The sequence below is a fragment of the Cellulomonas sp. Root485 genome (genome assembly GCF_001426705.1).
Lineage (GTDB): Bacteria > Actinomycetota > Actinomycetes > Actinomycetales > Cellulomonadaceae > Cellulomonas.
The window spans coordinates 393,601-407,564 of sequence record NZ_LMFC01000002.1; the positions used below are offsets into that span (position 1 = coordinate 393,601).

14 protein-coding genes are annotated in these 13,964 nt (G+C 73.3%); 2 read left to right on the forward strand and 12 right to left on the reverse strand.

Annotation, left to right across the window (positions count from 1 at the left end; genetic code table 11):
• Nucleotides 1-6 precede the first annotated feature (6 nt).
• From ASD16_RS10495 to ASD16_RS10540, 10 genes are all read right to left on the reverse strand, one after another.
• On the reverse strand, nucleotides 7-708 hold the full coding sequence (locus tag ASD16_RS10495) for a hypothetical protein (RefSeq protein WP_055916553.1): 702 nt from the start codon (nucleotides 706-708) through the stop codon (nucleotides 7-9).
• Nucleotides 705-947 (reverse strand): hypothetical protein, encoded by a 243-nt coding sequence (locus ASD16_RS10500; RefSeq protein ID WP_055916556.1) that lies wholly within the window; start codon nucleotides 945-947, stop codon nucleotides 705-707. Before ASD16_RS10500 ends, ASD16_RS10495 begins: the two co-directional genes overlap by 4 nt.
• A complete protein-coding gene (locus tag ASD16_RS10505) occupies nucleotides 944-2,869 on the reverse strand; it encodes an ATP-binding protein (RefSeq protein WP_055916557.1) in 1,926 nt (641 codons plus the stop codon). Before ASD16_RS10505 ends, ASD16_RS10500 begins: the two co-directional genes overlap by 4 nt.
• Entirely contained in the window at nucleotides 2,870-4,156 is a 1,287-nt protein-coding gene (locus ASD16_RS10510) for a DUF4255 domain-containing protein (protein ID WP_055916560.1), read from the reverse strand. It abuts the gene before it with no gap.
• Between the two features lie 3 nt (nucleotides 4,157-4,159).
• Nucleotides 4,160-4,990 carry a hypothetical protein gene (locus tag ASD16_RS10515; RefSeq protein ID WP_055916562.1) on the reverse strand — a complete coding sequence of 277 codons (831 nt, stop codon included), beginning with the start codon at nucleotides 4,988-4,990 and terminating at the stop codon, nucleotides 4,160-4,162.
• Nucleotides 4,983-5,765, reverse strand: a complete 783-nt coding sequence (locus ASD16_RS10520) for a hypothetical protein (protein WP_055916564.1) — start codon at nucleotides 5,763-5,765, stop codon at nucleotides 4,983-4,985. The genes ASD16_RS10515 and ASD16_RS10520 overlap by 8 nt, the downstream gene beginning before the upstream one ends.
• Before the next feature lie 3 nt (nucleotides 5,766-5,768).
• The gene (locus ASD16_RS10525) at nucleotides 5,769-6,278 is read right to left on the reverse strand and encodes a phage tail protein (RefSeq protein WP_055916566.1); all 510 of its coding nucleotides are present in this window, start codon (nucleotides 6,276-6,278) and stop codon (nucleotides 5,769-5,771) included.
• A 10-nt stretch (nucleotides 6,279-6,288) separates the two neighbouring features.
• Complete coding sequence (locus ASD16_RS10530) at nucleotides 6,289-7,902, reverse strand: phage tail sheath subtilisin-like domain-containing protein (protein WP_055916570.1); 1,614 nt, start codon at nucleotides 7,900-7,902, stop codon at nucleotides 6,289-6,291.
• 15 nt (nucleotides 7,903-7,917) lie between these two features.
• Entirely contained in the window at nucleotides 7,918-8,790 is an 873-nt protein-coding gene (locus ASD16_RS10535) for a hypothetical protein (protein WP_157453889.1), read from the reverse strand.
• Between the two features lie 94 nt (nucleotides 8,791-8,884).
• Complete coding sequence (locus tag ASD16_RS10540; RefSeq protein ID WP_055916574.1) at nucleotides 8,885-9,667, reverse strand: VOC family protein; 783 nt, start codon at nucleotides 9,665-9,667, stop codon at nucleotides 8,885-8,887.
• Nucleotides 9,668-9,757: 90 nt separating this feature from the next.
• Here ASD16_RS10540 and ASD16_RS10545 point away from each other — a divergent pair, with 90 nt between their 5' ends.
• Nucleotides 9,758-10,747 carry a cation diffusion facilitator family transporter gene (locus ASD16_RS10545; protein WP_055916579.1) on the forward strand — a complete coding sequence of 330 codons (990 nt, stop codon included), beginning with the start codon at nucleotides 9,758-9,760 and terminating at the stop codon, nucleotides 10,745-10,747.
• 82 nt (nucleotides 10,748-10,829) lie between these two features.
• Nucleotides 10,830-12,125: an ion channel protein gene (locus ASD16_RS10550; protein WP_055916581.1), complete on the forward strand. Its 1,296-nt coding sequence runs from the start codon at nucleotides 10,830-10,832 to the stop codon at nucleotides 12,123-12,125.
• On the opposite strand, the gene ASD16_RS10555 is transcribed toward ASD16_RS10550, so the two are convergent.
• Entirely contained in the window at nucleotides 12,115-12,999 is an 885-nt protein-coding gene (locus ASD16_RS10555; protein ID WP_055916584.1) for a YhjD/YihY/BrkB family envelope integrity protein, read from the reverse strand. The two genes, ASD16_RS10550 and ASD16_RS10555, sit on opposite strands and share 11 nt — an antisense overlap.
• Complete coding sequence (locus ASD16_RS10560) at nucleotides 12,996-13,937, reverse strand: alpha/beta hydrolase (RefSeq protein WP_055916588.1); 942 nt, start codon at nucleotides 13,935-13,937, stop codon at nucleotides 12,996-12,998. The genes ASD16_RS10555 and ASD16_RS10560 overlap by 4 nt, the downstream gene beginning before the upstream one ends.
• Nucleotides 13,938-13,964 lie beyond the last annotated feature (27 nt).

A 13,964-nucleotide genomic window follows, 5' to 3' on the forward strand; every position in this document is an offset into this window, starting at 1 on the left:
GCCCTCTCAGATCGGCAGCATGCCGAGGATCGACTCGGCGGAGTTGACGAGGTTCGCGACGGCGAGCGCCTCGCGCAGGGTCTGGGTGTAGTCGACCGCGACGCCGGCGACCTCCTTGAGAGGGCCGGTGGTGTGCGCGAGCTCCTTGGCGGTGAGCACCCGGAGCGTGATCTGCGCCTCGGCCTTGGTGGGGTTGAGCAGCGTGTCGTAGAGGCGCTCGGTGACCGTGAGGGCCGTGACGCGCACCGGCACGATCCGGCCGGGGCCCCACACGAACAGGACGGTGTTGATGGTGTTCTCGGGCACCTTCGACTTCGGCGCGGGCGTGCCGCCGAACGCGCTGCCCACCGCGGCGGTCACCTTCCCCAGGAGGCCGTCCTGGGACGCCTTCGACGGGTACAGCAGCATCTCGAGCGCGGCCAGGCGCGAGTACACGCCGCTCACGCTGGCCAGGGCACCCGACGCGGAGCCGTTCGCGATGGAGTCGGCCGCGTCCAGGGACAGCGAGAACGAGAACGACTCGCCCGGGTTGCCGGTGACCGCCATCGGGTTCTCGGTGGTCTGGTTGGCCCCCGACGACGGTGCCTCGGGCTGGGTCCACGAGTGCGACATCGTCTCGGGGTTGTACTGGAACACGATGATGTTCGGGATGGGGATCAGCGGCGTCGGCATGAACTCGACGAGGGCGCCGCGCAGGTAGAAGCTCATCGCGCCCCCTCGACCCACAGCGCGTCGGCCACCTGTGCGGCGATCGCGTCGGCCAGCTGCTCGAGGTTGGCGCCGGTCTCCGGCCGGACGTCGACGGTGGCGGCGGCGACGGGCCGCACCGCGCGGTCGGGGAGTCGGCCCAGGGCCAGGGCGACGAGGTCCGCGAGACGCCGGGCGTCCTGCTCGGACAGGTCGCCGGCCTGGAGCGTGAGCCGCTCGATACGCACCTGCGGCTTCATCGCAGCACCGCCACGGGCTCGACCGTCGGCGCCTGGACGCGCAGCACCGTGCCGCGCTTGACCAGCTCGCGGCGGGCGGCATCGACCACGTGCCCCGTGCCGATCAGCTCGTCGCGGTCGCGGGCGTCGAACGCGGCGGCCAGCGCGACGGACTTGATCTCGGCCCCCGTGAGCTCCAGCTGCTCGGCGAGCCACGGCAGGTCGAGGTCGTCGTCGGTGACCGGCTCGCCCGTCGACGTGACGGGCAGCAGCGCCGAGCGCCACAGCCGCAGCCGCTCGCCGGGGGTGGGCTGGACGAAGTCGACGACGACCCGCAGCCGGCGCAGGAACGCGGCGTCGAGGTCGCTCTTGCGGTTGGTGGCCAGCACCGCCACGCCGCGGAACGAGTCGAGCCGCTGCAGCAGGTAGTCGATCTCGATGTTGGCGTACCGGTCGTGGGCGTCCTGCACCCGGGTGCGCTGACCGAACAGGGCGTCCGCCTCGTCGAACAGGACCATGACGTTGCTGCGCTCGCACTGGTCGAACACGGCAGCCAGGCGCTTCTCGGTCTCGCCGACGTACTTGTTCACCACCTCGGCCAGGTCGACGCGGTACAGGTCGAGCTCGAGCGAGCGGGCGAGCACCTGGACGGCCATCGTCTTGCCGGTGCCGCTCGGCCCGGCGAACAGGGCGGTCGTGCCGCTGGCGGACGGTGCGAGCCGGCGGAACTCCCACGTGTCCAGGACCTCGAGCGACCGGAGCACCTGCGTGCGCAGCCGGGCCAGCTGCGCGGCGACGGACTCGGAGACCACGAGGTCGTCCCAGTCGTACGGGCACGCGAGCGCGGTCATGGACTCCAGCGGTCCCGACCGCAGGCGGCGGCGCAGCACCCCGGTGGCGACCTCGCCCCCGGCGTCGGCGGCGCTGGCCCCCGCGGCGACGTCACCCGGGGACAGCTCCCAGTCGGTCACCAGGCGAGGGGCCGCGTGCGGGGTGCGGTCCCGCCAGAGGCCCTGGCGCTGGGCGACCGTCAGCCCGGGGACGTCCCAGGACAGCCGCACGGCACCCGAGCGCGTGGTGGAGGCCGTCGGCCGCGCGACGAGCGTGAGGGCGCCGGGTGCGGTGTCGACGCCGGTCCGCTCGTCGTCGTCGGCCACCCAGACGGGCAGCGCGTCGAGCAGGCGGGCGGTGCGCAGGGCGCGGACGGGGTCGCGGCCGTCCAGCTGGACCGCGGGCCGGTCGAGGGCCGCGGCGAGCTGTGCCAGCAGGGTGCGCCGGCCCGTCCCGCGGGCGCCGACGAGCTCGACCTCGACGCCCACGCCGCGCACCGCGGTCACGGCCTCGACCATCCGCTCCAGCAGCACGGGGTGCAGGCACGCGAGGCCGTCGGTGCTCAGCGGGGTTGTCGTCCGGTGGAAGTCCGCCCAGCCGGGTTCGCCGGCGACGAACGCGGCGACCTCCGGGTCGACGGCCCACGGCGTGGTGCCCGACCAGCCGGCCTCGACGGGCTCCGCCAGGCTCCAGCCCGCGAGCGCCGAGCCGGGACCCGGCCGGTAGCCGCGCGGCCAGCCCCACAGTCGCGCGCCGAGCGCGGGCGACGGTGCGACGGGCCCCGGGCTGTCCTCGAGGTAGCCGAGGACGCGCAGCAGCCGGGGGTCCAGCTCGCAGGCCGCCAGGAGCGCCAGCCACTCGACCTCGCGAGGTGGGACGGCGAGCGTGGCGGCGATCCTCGACCACGCGGGGTCGTCGGCGAGGGCGTGCCGGGCGGCCGCGGCGGCGGGGTCGACGGCCTCCTGCAGCACCCGCTCGACCGCGTCGTGCGCCGGGCCCGTCGCCAGGATCTCGTCGACCTCGTCGTGCCCCGCCGCACGGGCGAGCCACCGCGTACGTGTGGCGTCCACGTGCGCGGCGACCAGGCCCCGCACCGCGAGCTGCCACTCCACTCAGACCACCGCCCACAGCGCCGGGTCGGACTCGACGTCCGCGACCCGCAGGCCGACCGGGTAGGTGCCCGCCGGTGTCCCGGTGGGGGCCTCGAAGGTGATCGTGTTCGCGCTGTGCTGCCACTGCCCGGGCCCGGGGGCCGCACCGTCGGCGATCCGGACCAGCGGCACGGTGCCCAGCTGCAAGGTCGCCCCGGTGGCCGGGACGGCGCGCACGCCGAGCGTGTAGACGCCGCCGGCCGCGGTGATCTCGGGCCCCGGCCCGGGGTCCACCCACGGCGCGACCCGCAGCGGCACGGGGTCGGCCCGGAACCCCGGCAGCCCCGGGCGCGACACCGTGAGCTCGTAGGTGCCCGCGGGCGTCGGGGTGCCCTCCGGTGCCCGCAGGATGAACGGCACCCCGTGCGCGGGCGGCGAGCCGTACGGCGGCGCGAGCGCGACCTTCCACGTCACCGTCACGTCCGTCTCGGTGACCACGGGACCGGCGCGCGACACCAGCAGGATGCGGTCGGCGTCGTCGAGCATGAGCCCGTCGACGCGGACCTCCTGCCCGGCGACCGCCGCCGGAGCCGGCGCCAGGCTGGCGGGCGACTGCTCGTACGTCTCCTGGACGAGCCCGGGGCGGATGTAATGCACCGTGCGCCGGGTGCCGAGCAGGCGGGGCAGGGTCGGGTCGCCCGACAGGTCGACGGGGTCGGCGGTGAGCACGACCTCCTGGACCGGCGGCGCGGGCGCCGGGACGACGTCGGAGAACAGGAACACCACGCTGACGCGGTACTGGGCGGTGGTGCGCAGGGGCAGCCCGAACGCCTGCCAGAGCCGGCTGAGCTCGTCGAACGTCGGCGACTCCAGGACGAGGGTCGCGTGGCTGGGCACCACGGAGCCGGGCGGCGGCGTGGCCGTCGGCAGCGCGAACGTGCCGTGCTCGTGCAGCGCCTGCATGGCCACCCCGAGCACCTGCTGCTCCTGGGTGTAGCTGACCTTGGACTGCGTCGAGAGCATGTACCAGAGGTCGATCGAGAGGGGTTCGAACGCGACCGGCTGCTTGCCGACCCCGCCGCCCGACTGCGCGGCCTGCGTCCAGAAGGAGTTGGCCAGGTACTTGTCCGCGCTCACGTGGAACAGGTAGAGGTTCAGCTCGCAGTCGTCGCTCGACGGCTTCTCGGGATGCTGACCGGAGACCCCCACGGAGAACGGCGGCGGGCCGCCGCCCCACACCGGGCTCGCGGCGAGCGCGGCGGTGACGAAGCCCCGCAGCGTGTCCGTGACGATCGACAGGTCCTGCATCGCTCAGCCCTGCCCGAAGCCGTAGGGGACGGGCTGGCGGCTGAGCCGGCCGACCGGCTGCGCGACGGCGGCGACAGCCGGGCGGACCGGCGCGGGCGCGGGTGCCGGCTGCGGCGGCGGCGGTGGGGTGATCGTGACCTCGATCGTGCCCACGTGGACCTGGGGCGCCTCGGGGCGGGCGGTCCGCGCGGCGGGCCGGGCGGGGGATCGCGCCTCGACCACCGGTGTGACCGGGCGGGCGGGCGGCGGCGTCGCGGCGGGCGGCCGTGCGGTGGTCGCGACGGGCCGTCCCGCGGGCAGCGAGCGGGTCATCAGGCGCTCGAACGCCCGGGTCACGCGGGCGTCGAGGTCGGCCGGGAGGCCGACGGGCAGGTCGACGACGGGCCGGTCGGCCGGCCGGACCGGGACCGCAGGCGGCCGGTCCGCGTGCTGCTGTGCGGGTCGGACCGGTGCCGGGTCGGGCGGCGGGCTGGTCCGTCGGGAGGGTTCGCGCGGTGCGACCTGGGTCCTCGCGCGCTCCTCCGGGGCATGGGGCTCGGGCGGTGGCGGCACGAGCCGCAGCGGTGCAGGCGCGTGCGCCGGGGCCGGTTCGTCGTCGCGGGCGACCGGCGGCCGGGTCGTGCGTCGCGGTGCGGGCGGCTCGGGATCGTCCTGGGGTGGTGCGGTCGTGCTGACCGGCGACCGTGGGACCGGTCGTGCCGTCTCCTCGGCCTCCGGCACCCGCACCGTCGGTCGCCACGCGATCTGCCGGGGTGCGTGCGCGGCCGAGCCGCCCGCCTGCGGTGCGGCCTGCAGGAGGCGGTCGAGGTAGCCGGGACGGCGCCGGTCAGCCAACGCCGACCTCCTCGAGCACGTGGGCGGCGCCGCCCACGATGAGCTCGGCGAACCGGCGGCGACGGGCTGTCGGCATCCGCAGGATCTCGTCGGACCCCCACCCGTACGCCGAGGCGATCAGGTGCACGTCGTCGTACACCGCCCGGGCGAGGAACCGCAGGTCGGCCAGGCACATCTCCCGGGCGTCGACGTCCAGCAGCACCCCGCGCGCACACTCGGGGCACGTGCCCGCGACGTCGGAGCGCAACGTCGGCCCGAGCGCCGCCATGGCCCGCTCGACGACGCGCACGGGGGCGGTCAGGGGGTACGGGCGCACGCAGCGCGAGAGCAGGAGCGCCCGCGGGTCCTCGGCGGCCGCGGCGTCCAGGACGTCGTCGACCGTGGGCACGCGGACCTGCACGCCCGCCGAGACGGTCCACCAGCGGGGCTCGTCGGGATCCTGCCGCGCACCGCGGGGCACGCGCGGGCGCAGGTGGTCGGCGTACGCGGCGAGGCTGAACGACACGTCCACGTCGGCCCCGCAGTGCGCGCAGGTGCCCTCCGCGACGAACGCGTCACCACGCACCTCCCGCCGCCGCGCGAGGACCAGGACGTCGACGTCCCCCACGGGTAGCGCACCCGCGTCGATCGCCCGGTCGTCGGCGTCGACGACGGACCGCGAGACGAACGCGAGCGCGCCGAGCAGACCCGGTGCGCAGTCCGCCAGGGCGATGTCGTCCTCGCCGGTCATGGGGCGCCACCGGGCCCGCTCGCCGGAGACCGGCAGGCGGAGCACGGCTCAGAACTCCTTCGGCTCAGCCAGCGAGAGGTCGTGCTCCCAGCCCTCGTTCTCGAGCTTGATGTGCTCGATCGCGACGGCGTTGGTCCCGGCGTCGAGGTCGGGCAGCGCCTGGTACTCCGAGACCCACGCGCGGTGCACCAGGTAGCGGTGCACGGGCTGACCCTGCTCGTTGAGCAGCTCGATCCGGATCTCCTTGCGGAGCTTCGACAACGACGAGCTGGGCGATCCCTTGTCCAGCAGCTGGGCGGCGTTCGCCCACTGCTCGAACGCGTCGTCGTGGGTGACCCCCCGCTCCAGGGTGATGGGCTCGTACTTCGTGCGGCCCAGGCCCTTGCGGATGATCGCGTAGCCACCCTCCTTGTACTCGACGACGTCGGAGGAGCGCTTGATCGAGCCGACCTTGCTCACGCCCGCCACGGGCGACGTGCTCGTGTCGAAGAAGACGAGGAAGCGGTAGCTCTTGTACGGGTCGAACCGCGAGACGTTGACGCTGAACGGCTTCGGCATCGGTCGGCTCCTAGCTGTGGGTCTGGCCGGCGAGCTGCGCGATCTTGAGGATCACGAACTCGGCGGGCTTGAGCGGGGCGAACGCGACGACGATGTTGACGATGCCGTTCGCCTGGTCGTCGGGCGTCGTCGTGGTCGCGTCGCAGCTGACCTGGAACGCCGTGCTCGGGGTGGTGCCCTGGAACGCGCCCTGGTTGAACAGCCCGAGCATGAAGTTGTCGATCGTCGACTTGATCGACACCCACAGGGGCACGTCGTTGGGCTCGAAGATGACCCAGCCGAGGCTGGCCACGAGCGACTGCTCCAGGAACAGGGTCATGCGGCGCACGGGCACGTACCGGTGCTGCTGGAACGCGGGGTTCGCCGCGACCAGGGTGCGGGCGCCGAACACGATGGTGCCGATGCCGGGGAACGTCCGCAGGCAGTTGACGCCGAGCGGGTTGAGCGTGCCCTGCCGCGGGTCGGTCATGACCCCGGACGGCACGACGCCGAGCGTGTTGTTCACGGTCGCCTCGTACCCGGCCGGTGCCTTCCACACGCCGCGGTTGGTGTCCTCGCGCGCCATCACCCCGGCGACGAACCCCGACGGGGGGATCGACAGGGGCGCACCCGTGGTCGGGTCGGGCGAGCGCAGGTACGGGAAGTACAGGGCGCCGTTCTCGCTCTTCGGGATGATCCGGCCCGGCACGGCGTCGGCCATGATCTCGCCGATCATCGGGAGCGGGAACCCGGTCGGGTCCGCCACCGCGTCGGCGGGCGGGTCCGCGATCATGAACGCGCGCTTGCGCTCGGCGACGGCCAGGGCGATGCTCACGACCCCCGGGTCCCAGATGCCCGGCGTGAGCAGCAGGTTGAAGATCGGGATCTTGTCGAGCGCCTTGTCCTCCTCGAACGCGTCGTTGAAGTCGCCCGGCGAGTACGTGGTGAACGGCGTGACCGGCAGGTTCGAGTCGAACGGGGTCGGCCCGAGGGCGCCCGGCCACGCGGTCGGGTACGCGGCGGTCGGCGCGACGGTGACGATCGAGGAGACCGGGGCGGTGGTGGTGCCGAGGCGCTTCTCGAGCGTGTTGTTGGCGTCGGCCGGCGCCGGTGCCGGGTTGAGGGTGACGCGCCGGAACGTCTCGGAGCGGCTGGCGTAGCCCACGGTCACGTCGGCGATGTCGAACGTGCCCGGCGTCGTCGACTCCTTGAGGTTGGTCAGCGACACCGTCAGCGCGTGGGAGCCGTCGACGGGCTCACGGCCCGTGAAGGTGATCCCGACGGTCGCCGTGCCGAGCGTCAAGGACGGCGGCAGCACCGGCGTGGGTGCGCCGCCGCCGAACGGGTGCAGCTGTGGCTGGAGGGCGACCACCCAGGCGATCGCGCCACCGTTGGCGAAGAACTGGAACACCGCGCGGCCGACGTCGTCGGTGAGCCAGTCGACGCTGAACAGGCCGCCGAACTCCCGCTCGTAGTCGGAGAAGCTGAACAGCTGGACGGCGGCGCCGTAGTGCTGCGGCCTCGTCTTGAACGGGTGGGTGTAGCCGACGAAGACCGTGACCGACGTCGGCGCCGCGGTGATCGTGTGGGAGCTGCTGAGGATCTCCTCGACGTAGATCCCCGGGTAGGTGGGTGTGACGGGCATGACCGGACCTCCGGGTCAGGACGTGTAGAGCAGACCGTTGGCGGTCAGGCCTGGGGCCCCGCCGGTGAGCGTGGTGGTGGTGGAGCCGAGCGGCGGCAGCGCCGCACCCGACTGCGGCGCCTCGGCCTTGACCAGGTACGCGACCTGCGCGGGCAGCTGGTCGAGCGTCTGCAGCGTGACCTTCGTGTTGGTGCCGGTCTCCTTGGAGGAGTCGTAGACGACCGTGACGGTGAAGGTGGTCCCGGAGGGGTCCAGCGCGACCGCGGCGCTCAGGCCACCGGTCACCGTGTAGCCGGCGGCGGGCAGGAGCGTGAAGAGGACCTTGGAGTCGTCGGCGCTCTTGACGTCGAGCCCGGCGGCCGGCACCACGGTCGGCGCGACGACCTTGGGCAGGTCCGTCGCCGCGTTGATGCTCGACTGCTTCACGACGGCGACGCCCGTGCCCTTGAGGGGGTCACCGGCCGTCCCCGTGGGGGAGTCGACACCGATCGCCAGGGCGGCGGCCTTCGCGGTCGCGAGCCCGGGGTAGACGTTGGTCTGCACGGCCTTCAGCGAGAGCTTGGCCACCAGCGGGGCGCCGGCCTCGACCGTCGTCGTGACGACGATCCCGTTGCCCTCCGGGCCCGCGTGCTTCGCGCTGAGCGAGATGGCCGGTCGAGGAGGGGGGACGGGTGGGGGGTTGAGCTCTCCGGCGGCGGCTCGGGCCGTGGCCAGGGCGAGCAGGGTCGTCTTCTCAGCGGGGTCGAACGCGCTCGCCCACGCCGTCTTCAGCTCGAGGATCGACCCGTTGAGCTGCAGTGCCGACAGCGGCACGAACTTCTGTGCCCCGTCGGAGTTGGTGAAGCTGATCGGCGCGGAGCCGATCACGTCTACTGGGGCTGCGGTCATCGCAACGCTCCGCTCTCGTCGTCGGACCTCGACGAGGAGATGGTGTCGACGCAGCCGTCACCGAGCCGTCACGGCAGCGTCACCGCCGCGCGGATCAGGACGCGGAAGCCGGTCCCATGAGCGCGAAGACCTCTCCGAACGGCCCGGACACGATGGTCATGCGTCCGAAGGGCGTGTCCGACGGCGGGCTGACGACCGTGCCGCCCAGCTCGGCGACGTGCGCGGCCGAGGCGTCCGTGTCGGTGACGGCGAAGTAGATCGTCCACGCGGCCTGCGCGGCGGTCCCGGCCTGTGCGCCGTAGCCGCCGACGCCGGCCGCGGGGTGGCCGTCCAGGGACAGGGACGCGTAGGTGAAGCCGGGGGCGCTGAGGTCCTCGACGTCGTAGCCGAACACCTCTTGGTAGAACGCGACCGCCGTCGGCTGGTCGTGCGACATGACCTCGCACCACACCGTGGAGCCGGGCTCGTCGACGACGTCCCACCCGGTGTGCGAGGCGGCCTCCCAGACGCCGAAGACTGCCCCGGTGGGGTCGACGGCGATCGCCATGCTGCCGAAGTCCATGATCGGCATCGCCGGGACGATCTCCTTGCCGCCGGCCTCGGCGACGGCGGCGACGGTCGCCGCGAGGTCGTCGGTGGCGAGGTAGACGCACCACGCGGGCGGAGGGGCGGGGTCGTCGCCCATGGGCTCGCCGAGCCCGACGACGCGTCGACCGTCGACGAAGGCCTGCGCGTAGTAGCCGACCTCCGGGCCGCCCACCTCGAACTCCCAGCCGAGCAGCGGCCCGTAGAACGCCCGCGCGACGGCGAGGTCGGGGACGGTGATGTCGGCCCAGGCCGGGGTGCCGGGGGGCCAGGCCTCGCGTCGGGTGGTCATGACCTCTACCCAACACCCGGACCAGCACAGATGCATCTGAAGTACCGCAGAGAGGGAGACATCACCCTGCCCGTGTGCTACTCACGTGACATGGCGGACGTACCGGACGACGACGCGGAGTCCGCCGTCGAGATCACGGGGCGGCCGTCGGCGCAGGCGTCCGGCTCGGAGAGTGCCCTGACCGTCATCGTCGCGTTCGCCGCCAACCTGCTCATCGCGGTGGCCAAGAGCGCGGCGGCCGTCATCACGGCGTCGGCGTCGATGCTCGCGGAGGCAGCGCACTCGTGGGCGGACGCCGGCAACGAGATCTTCCTGATCATCGCCCAGCGCCGCGCCGCCAAGCCCGCGGACTCCGAGCACCCCTTCGGCTTCGGCCGGGAGGTCTACGTGTGGTCGCTGTTCGCGGCGATCGGGCTGTTCGCGGTGGGTGCGGGGGTGTCGATCACGCACGGCATCTCGGAGCTGCTGCACCCGGAGCCCGCCGGCAACTTCATCGTCGCGTACGTGGTGCTCGCGGTGTCGTTCGTGCTGGAGGGGATCTCGTTCCTGCAGGCGTCGCGGCAGGCGAAGCGAGCCGCCGCGACGCAGGAGCGCGACCTGCTGGAGCACATCCTGGAGACCTCCGACCCGACCGTGCGCGCGGTGTTCTTCGAGGACGCGGCCGCCCTGGTGGGCATCCTCATCGCGACGCTGGGGATCGGGCTGCACCAGGTCACCGGGTCGCCGGTGCCGGACGCGATCGGGTCGATCCTGGTCGGCGTCCTGCTCGCGGTCGTCGCGGTCGTGCTCATCGACCGGAACCGCCGGTTCCTCGTCGGCCAGGTGGTGGACCCGCGCCTGAACGACGCGGCCGTCCGTGCACTGCTCGCGCTGCCGGAGGTCGAACGGGTCACCGAGCTGCGGCTGGAGTTCGTGGGTGCCCGGCAGGTGTACCTGACGGGAGCGGTGGACCTGACCGGGAACATGGCCGAGGACGCCGCGTCGCACGTCCTGGCGTCGCTGGAACGCCGGCTGGCGAAGACGCCTGCGGTCGTCGGCGCGACGCTCTCGCTGTCCGAGCCGCAGGACCCGGCGCTGTGACCGGCGGCGCCTGCACCGACCGGGGCCAGGCCTGGGTCGACGACCACCGTGATGCCCGCACCGTCGACGAAGGAGCACCCACATGACACAGGAGCCCTCGCCCGTCGTGACGGAGGAACCGTTCCGGGTACCGGTGCTGAACCTGCTCCGGCTCGCGGTGCCGGCCGTGGTGGTCGGGATCGTCAGCGCCTTGACGCTCCTCGGTCTCAGCCGCCTGGCCGGCCTGCTGGAGCACTGGATCTGGGACGACCTCAGCGTGGCGGTCGGGCTGACGTCCGACTCGGCGCTGTGGATCATCGGGGTGCTGACGGCGACGGGTCTGCTCATCGGGCTGGTCGTCCGGTACGTGCCGGGGCACGCGGGGCCGGACCCGGCGACCCTCGAGCTCGTCGCGGAGCCGCTGCCGCTGCGGGTGCTGCCCGGGCTGGCGCTGGCTCTGGTGCTGATGCTCGCGGGCGGCGTGAGCCTCGGCCCCGAGAACCCGATCATCGGCATCAACGTCGGTCTCGCGGTCGGGATCGGGATGCGGTTCCTGCCGCAGGTGAAGGCCCCGATCTGGCTGATGATGGCCGTCGCGGGGACGATCGGCGCGATGTTCGGCACACCCGTCGCGGCGGCCCTGCTGTTCTCCGAGCTCGACCCGGGGGACCGTCGCGTCCCGCTCTGGGACCGGCTGTTCCCGCCGCTCGTCGCGGCCACCGCGGGATCGCTGACGATGATGCAGCTGGAGGATCTCGACCTGTCCGTCGACGTCCCCTCGTACACGTACGGCGGCCTGGACGACCTCGGCCTCGCGATCGGCATCGCGATCGGCTCCGCGCTCCTCGGCCTGGTCGCGGTGTACCTGTTCGTCCCGCTGCACCGGATGTTCCGGCGGATCGGCCACCCGGTGCTCATGCTCACCACCGGCGGACTGATCCTGGGTCTGCTGGGCGCGCTCGGCGGCGAGGTGACCCTGTTCAAGGGCCTCACGCAGATGCAGGAGCTGCCCGGGCTGGCCGCGACGACCACCGCGCTCGGCTTCCTGGCGATGGCCGGGATCAAGCTGTTGGCGATGCTCGTCGCGGCGACGTCCGGATTCCGCGGCGGACGCATCTTCCCCGCGCTGTTCGTCGGCGTCGCGCTGGGGTTCGCGATCCACCAGGCCGTCGACGCGGTGCCGCTCGCCCTGGCCGTGAGCGCCGCGGTGGTCGGCATCGTCGTCGCCGCCACCCGCAACGGCTGGCTCAGCATCTTCATGGCGATCGCGGTGGTGCCGCAGGTCACCCTGCTGATCCCGGTGGTGCTGGCGACGCTCGCCGCGTGGCTCATCGTGACCAACCGCCCGGCGCTGGTGGCGCCCGCCGACCCGGAGCCAGCGCCCAGCGCTACTCCGTGAGGGTCCGGGGAGCTGTCGCGTCGTCGTTGCGGCGGCCTCGGACCAACCGCCCGAGCCTGCCCTCGTCCTCGGCGCACGCGCGGCCGGCGACGGTCGCCAGGACGAGCGCGAAGCTGAGCGCGAACATCCACCCGATGTAGGCGAACACCAGGCCGAGCACCCCGAACTGCTCCGCGCCGGTCTCCAGGACGATCGGCAGGTAGATGATCCCGACGACGCTGAGCACGCTGAGCAGGACGGCCGTGACGCCACCGGTGAACGCGAGGGCGCGCAGCGGGATCTCGGCGCGCAGCAGCGCCCACGGGACGTACGTCCACACGACCGTCCAGACGACCAGCCGCAGGCCGAAGTCCCAGAGCTCGGGCAGCGGCGTCCCCTCGGTGGCCTGCCGGGTCAGCTCGAGCAGCACGACGGCCAGGATCAACGCCAGGATGATCGCCAGCCACCGCCACGCGGCGTGCAGCCCCGGCCGCTTGACCTGCCACACCTTGGCGTACATGCGCTCCAGCGCGCGCGAGTAGCTCGTCGCGGTGATGAGGGCGACGACGAGACCGAGCAGGCTGACGCTGCTGCCCACCGTCGCATCCGTGGACACGCTGTCGGCGACGGCGTCCCTGGTGGCGTCCGAGAGCCCCATGCTGTCCGCCATGAACGAGGCGAACCCCGGTTGGGTGGGGCGGAACGCCGCCATGACGATCATCACCGGCACCACCGAGACGAACGCCTGCGCGGCGAGCGTCATCGCCCGGTCGAACGGCTCGATGGCGACGAACCCGTCGATCGTGCGCTGCACCAGGCGGCCGACCGGGGTGCGGCGGTAGCGCACCGCGATCCGGAGGGCGCGTACCCGCGCACGCTCGACGGCGGTCGTCACGGCAGCCGGGCGTCCAGGAACGCGAGGACCTCCGCGAGATACGTGTCGCGGGCCGGGGCGGGGGACAGCGCGAGGTCGTGCGCGCCGCCGGGGATCTCGACGAACGTGACGTCGGGGCCGAGGTTCGGGGCCAGCCGCTTCATGTCCGCCACGTCGAGCACCGAGTCCGTGGTCAGCAAGGCGTCGTGCCAGGCGTCGTCCGGGCCGGACGCGTCGGACGCCAGGAGCAGCACGGGCACGTCGACGGCCAGGCCGCGGGCGACGCGCGCATGGCCCCGACGCACGGCCCGAGCGAACCCCGCCCGTGCCGGGAAGCCGTCCAGCGGCTTCCACGCGAGGTCGTACGACCACTCGCCGCCGGTGCCTTCGTGCAGGGCGCGACCGTAGAACGGCCCGATCTTGCCGACCACGAGGCGGGGTGCGACCCGGCCGACGCCCCGGAGCACGGCGGTGAACACCGTGCGCTCGAACCACGAGCCGCGCAGGTCCAACCACGGGCTGTTCAGCACGAGCGCGTCGATGAGGCCCTCGCCACGGCGCGCGTCGGCCCACAGGGAGGTGACGAGCCCGCCCATCGAGTGTGCGAGCAGCACGATCTCGTCGTGGCCCTCCCGCAGCAGACGGATCGCCGCGTCGATCTCCTCCGCGTACGTGCCCAGGTCGGTGATGTAGTTGGGCGGGCGGCCGTCGCGGATGGACCGGCCGTAGTCGCGCAGGTCGAGCGCGTAGACGTCGTACCCGTGGGCGCCGAGGGCGTCGGCGAACTGCGTGTGGAAGAAGTAGTCGACGAAACCGTGCACGTAGAGGAGCGCGCGTCGCGTGTCCGTGCCCTCGCGATGGACCAGAGTGGCAACCGGGTCGGGTGTCCCGCCGTCGGGGCGCAGGGGGAGGGTGCGGGCGGTCCAGCCGGGTCCGAGCACGTCGGTGTCGTCGGTCATGGCGTGATCGTCGCACGGGGCGACTCT

Coding starts and splice junctions, on each gene's coding strand:
- ASD16_RS10495 (WP_055916553.1), bottom strand. CDS start 708: ATGAGCTTCTACCTGCGCGGCGCCCTCGTCGAGTTCATGCCGACGCCG.
- ASD16_RS10500 (WP_055916556.1), bottom strand. CDS start 947: ATGAAGCCGCAGGTGCGTATCGAGCGGCTCACGCTCCAGGCCGGCGAC.
- ASD16_RS10510 (WP_055916560.1), bottom strand. CDS start 4,156: ATGCAGGACCTGTCGATCGTCACGGACACGCTGCGGGGCTTCGTCACC.
- ASD16_RS10525 (WP_055916566.1), bottom strand. CDS start 6,278: ATGCCGAAGCCGTTCAGCGTCAACGTCTCGCGGTTCGACCCGTACAAG.
- ASD16_RS10530 (WP_055916570.1), bottom strand. CDS start 7,902: ATGCCCGTCACACCCACCTACCCGGGGATCTACGTCGAGGAGATCCTC.
- ASD16_RS10535 (WP_157453889.1), bottom strand. CDS start 8,790: ATGACCGCAGCCCCAGTAGACGTGATCGGCTCCGCGCCGATCAGCTTC.
- ASD16_RS10540 (WP_055916574.1), bottom strand. CDS start 9,667: ATGACCACCCGACGCGAGGCCTGGCCCCCCGGCACCCCGGCCTGGGCC.
- ASD16_RS10545 (WP_055916579.1), top strand. CDS start 9,758: ATGGCGGACGTACCGGACGACGACGCGGAGTCCGCCGTCGAGATCACG.
- ASD16_RS10550 (WP_055916581.1), top strand. CDS start 10,830: ATGACACAGGAGCCCTCGCCCGTCGTGACGGAGGAACCGTTCCGGGTA.
- ASD16_RS10560 (WP_055916588.1), bottom strand. CDS start 13,937: ATGACCGACGACACCGACGTGCTCGGACCCGGCTGGACCGCCCGCACC.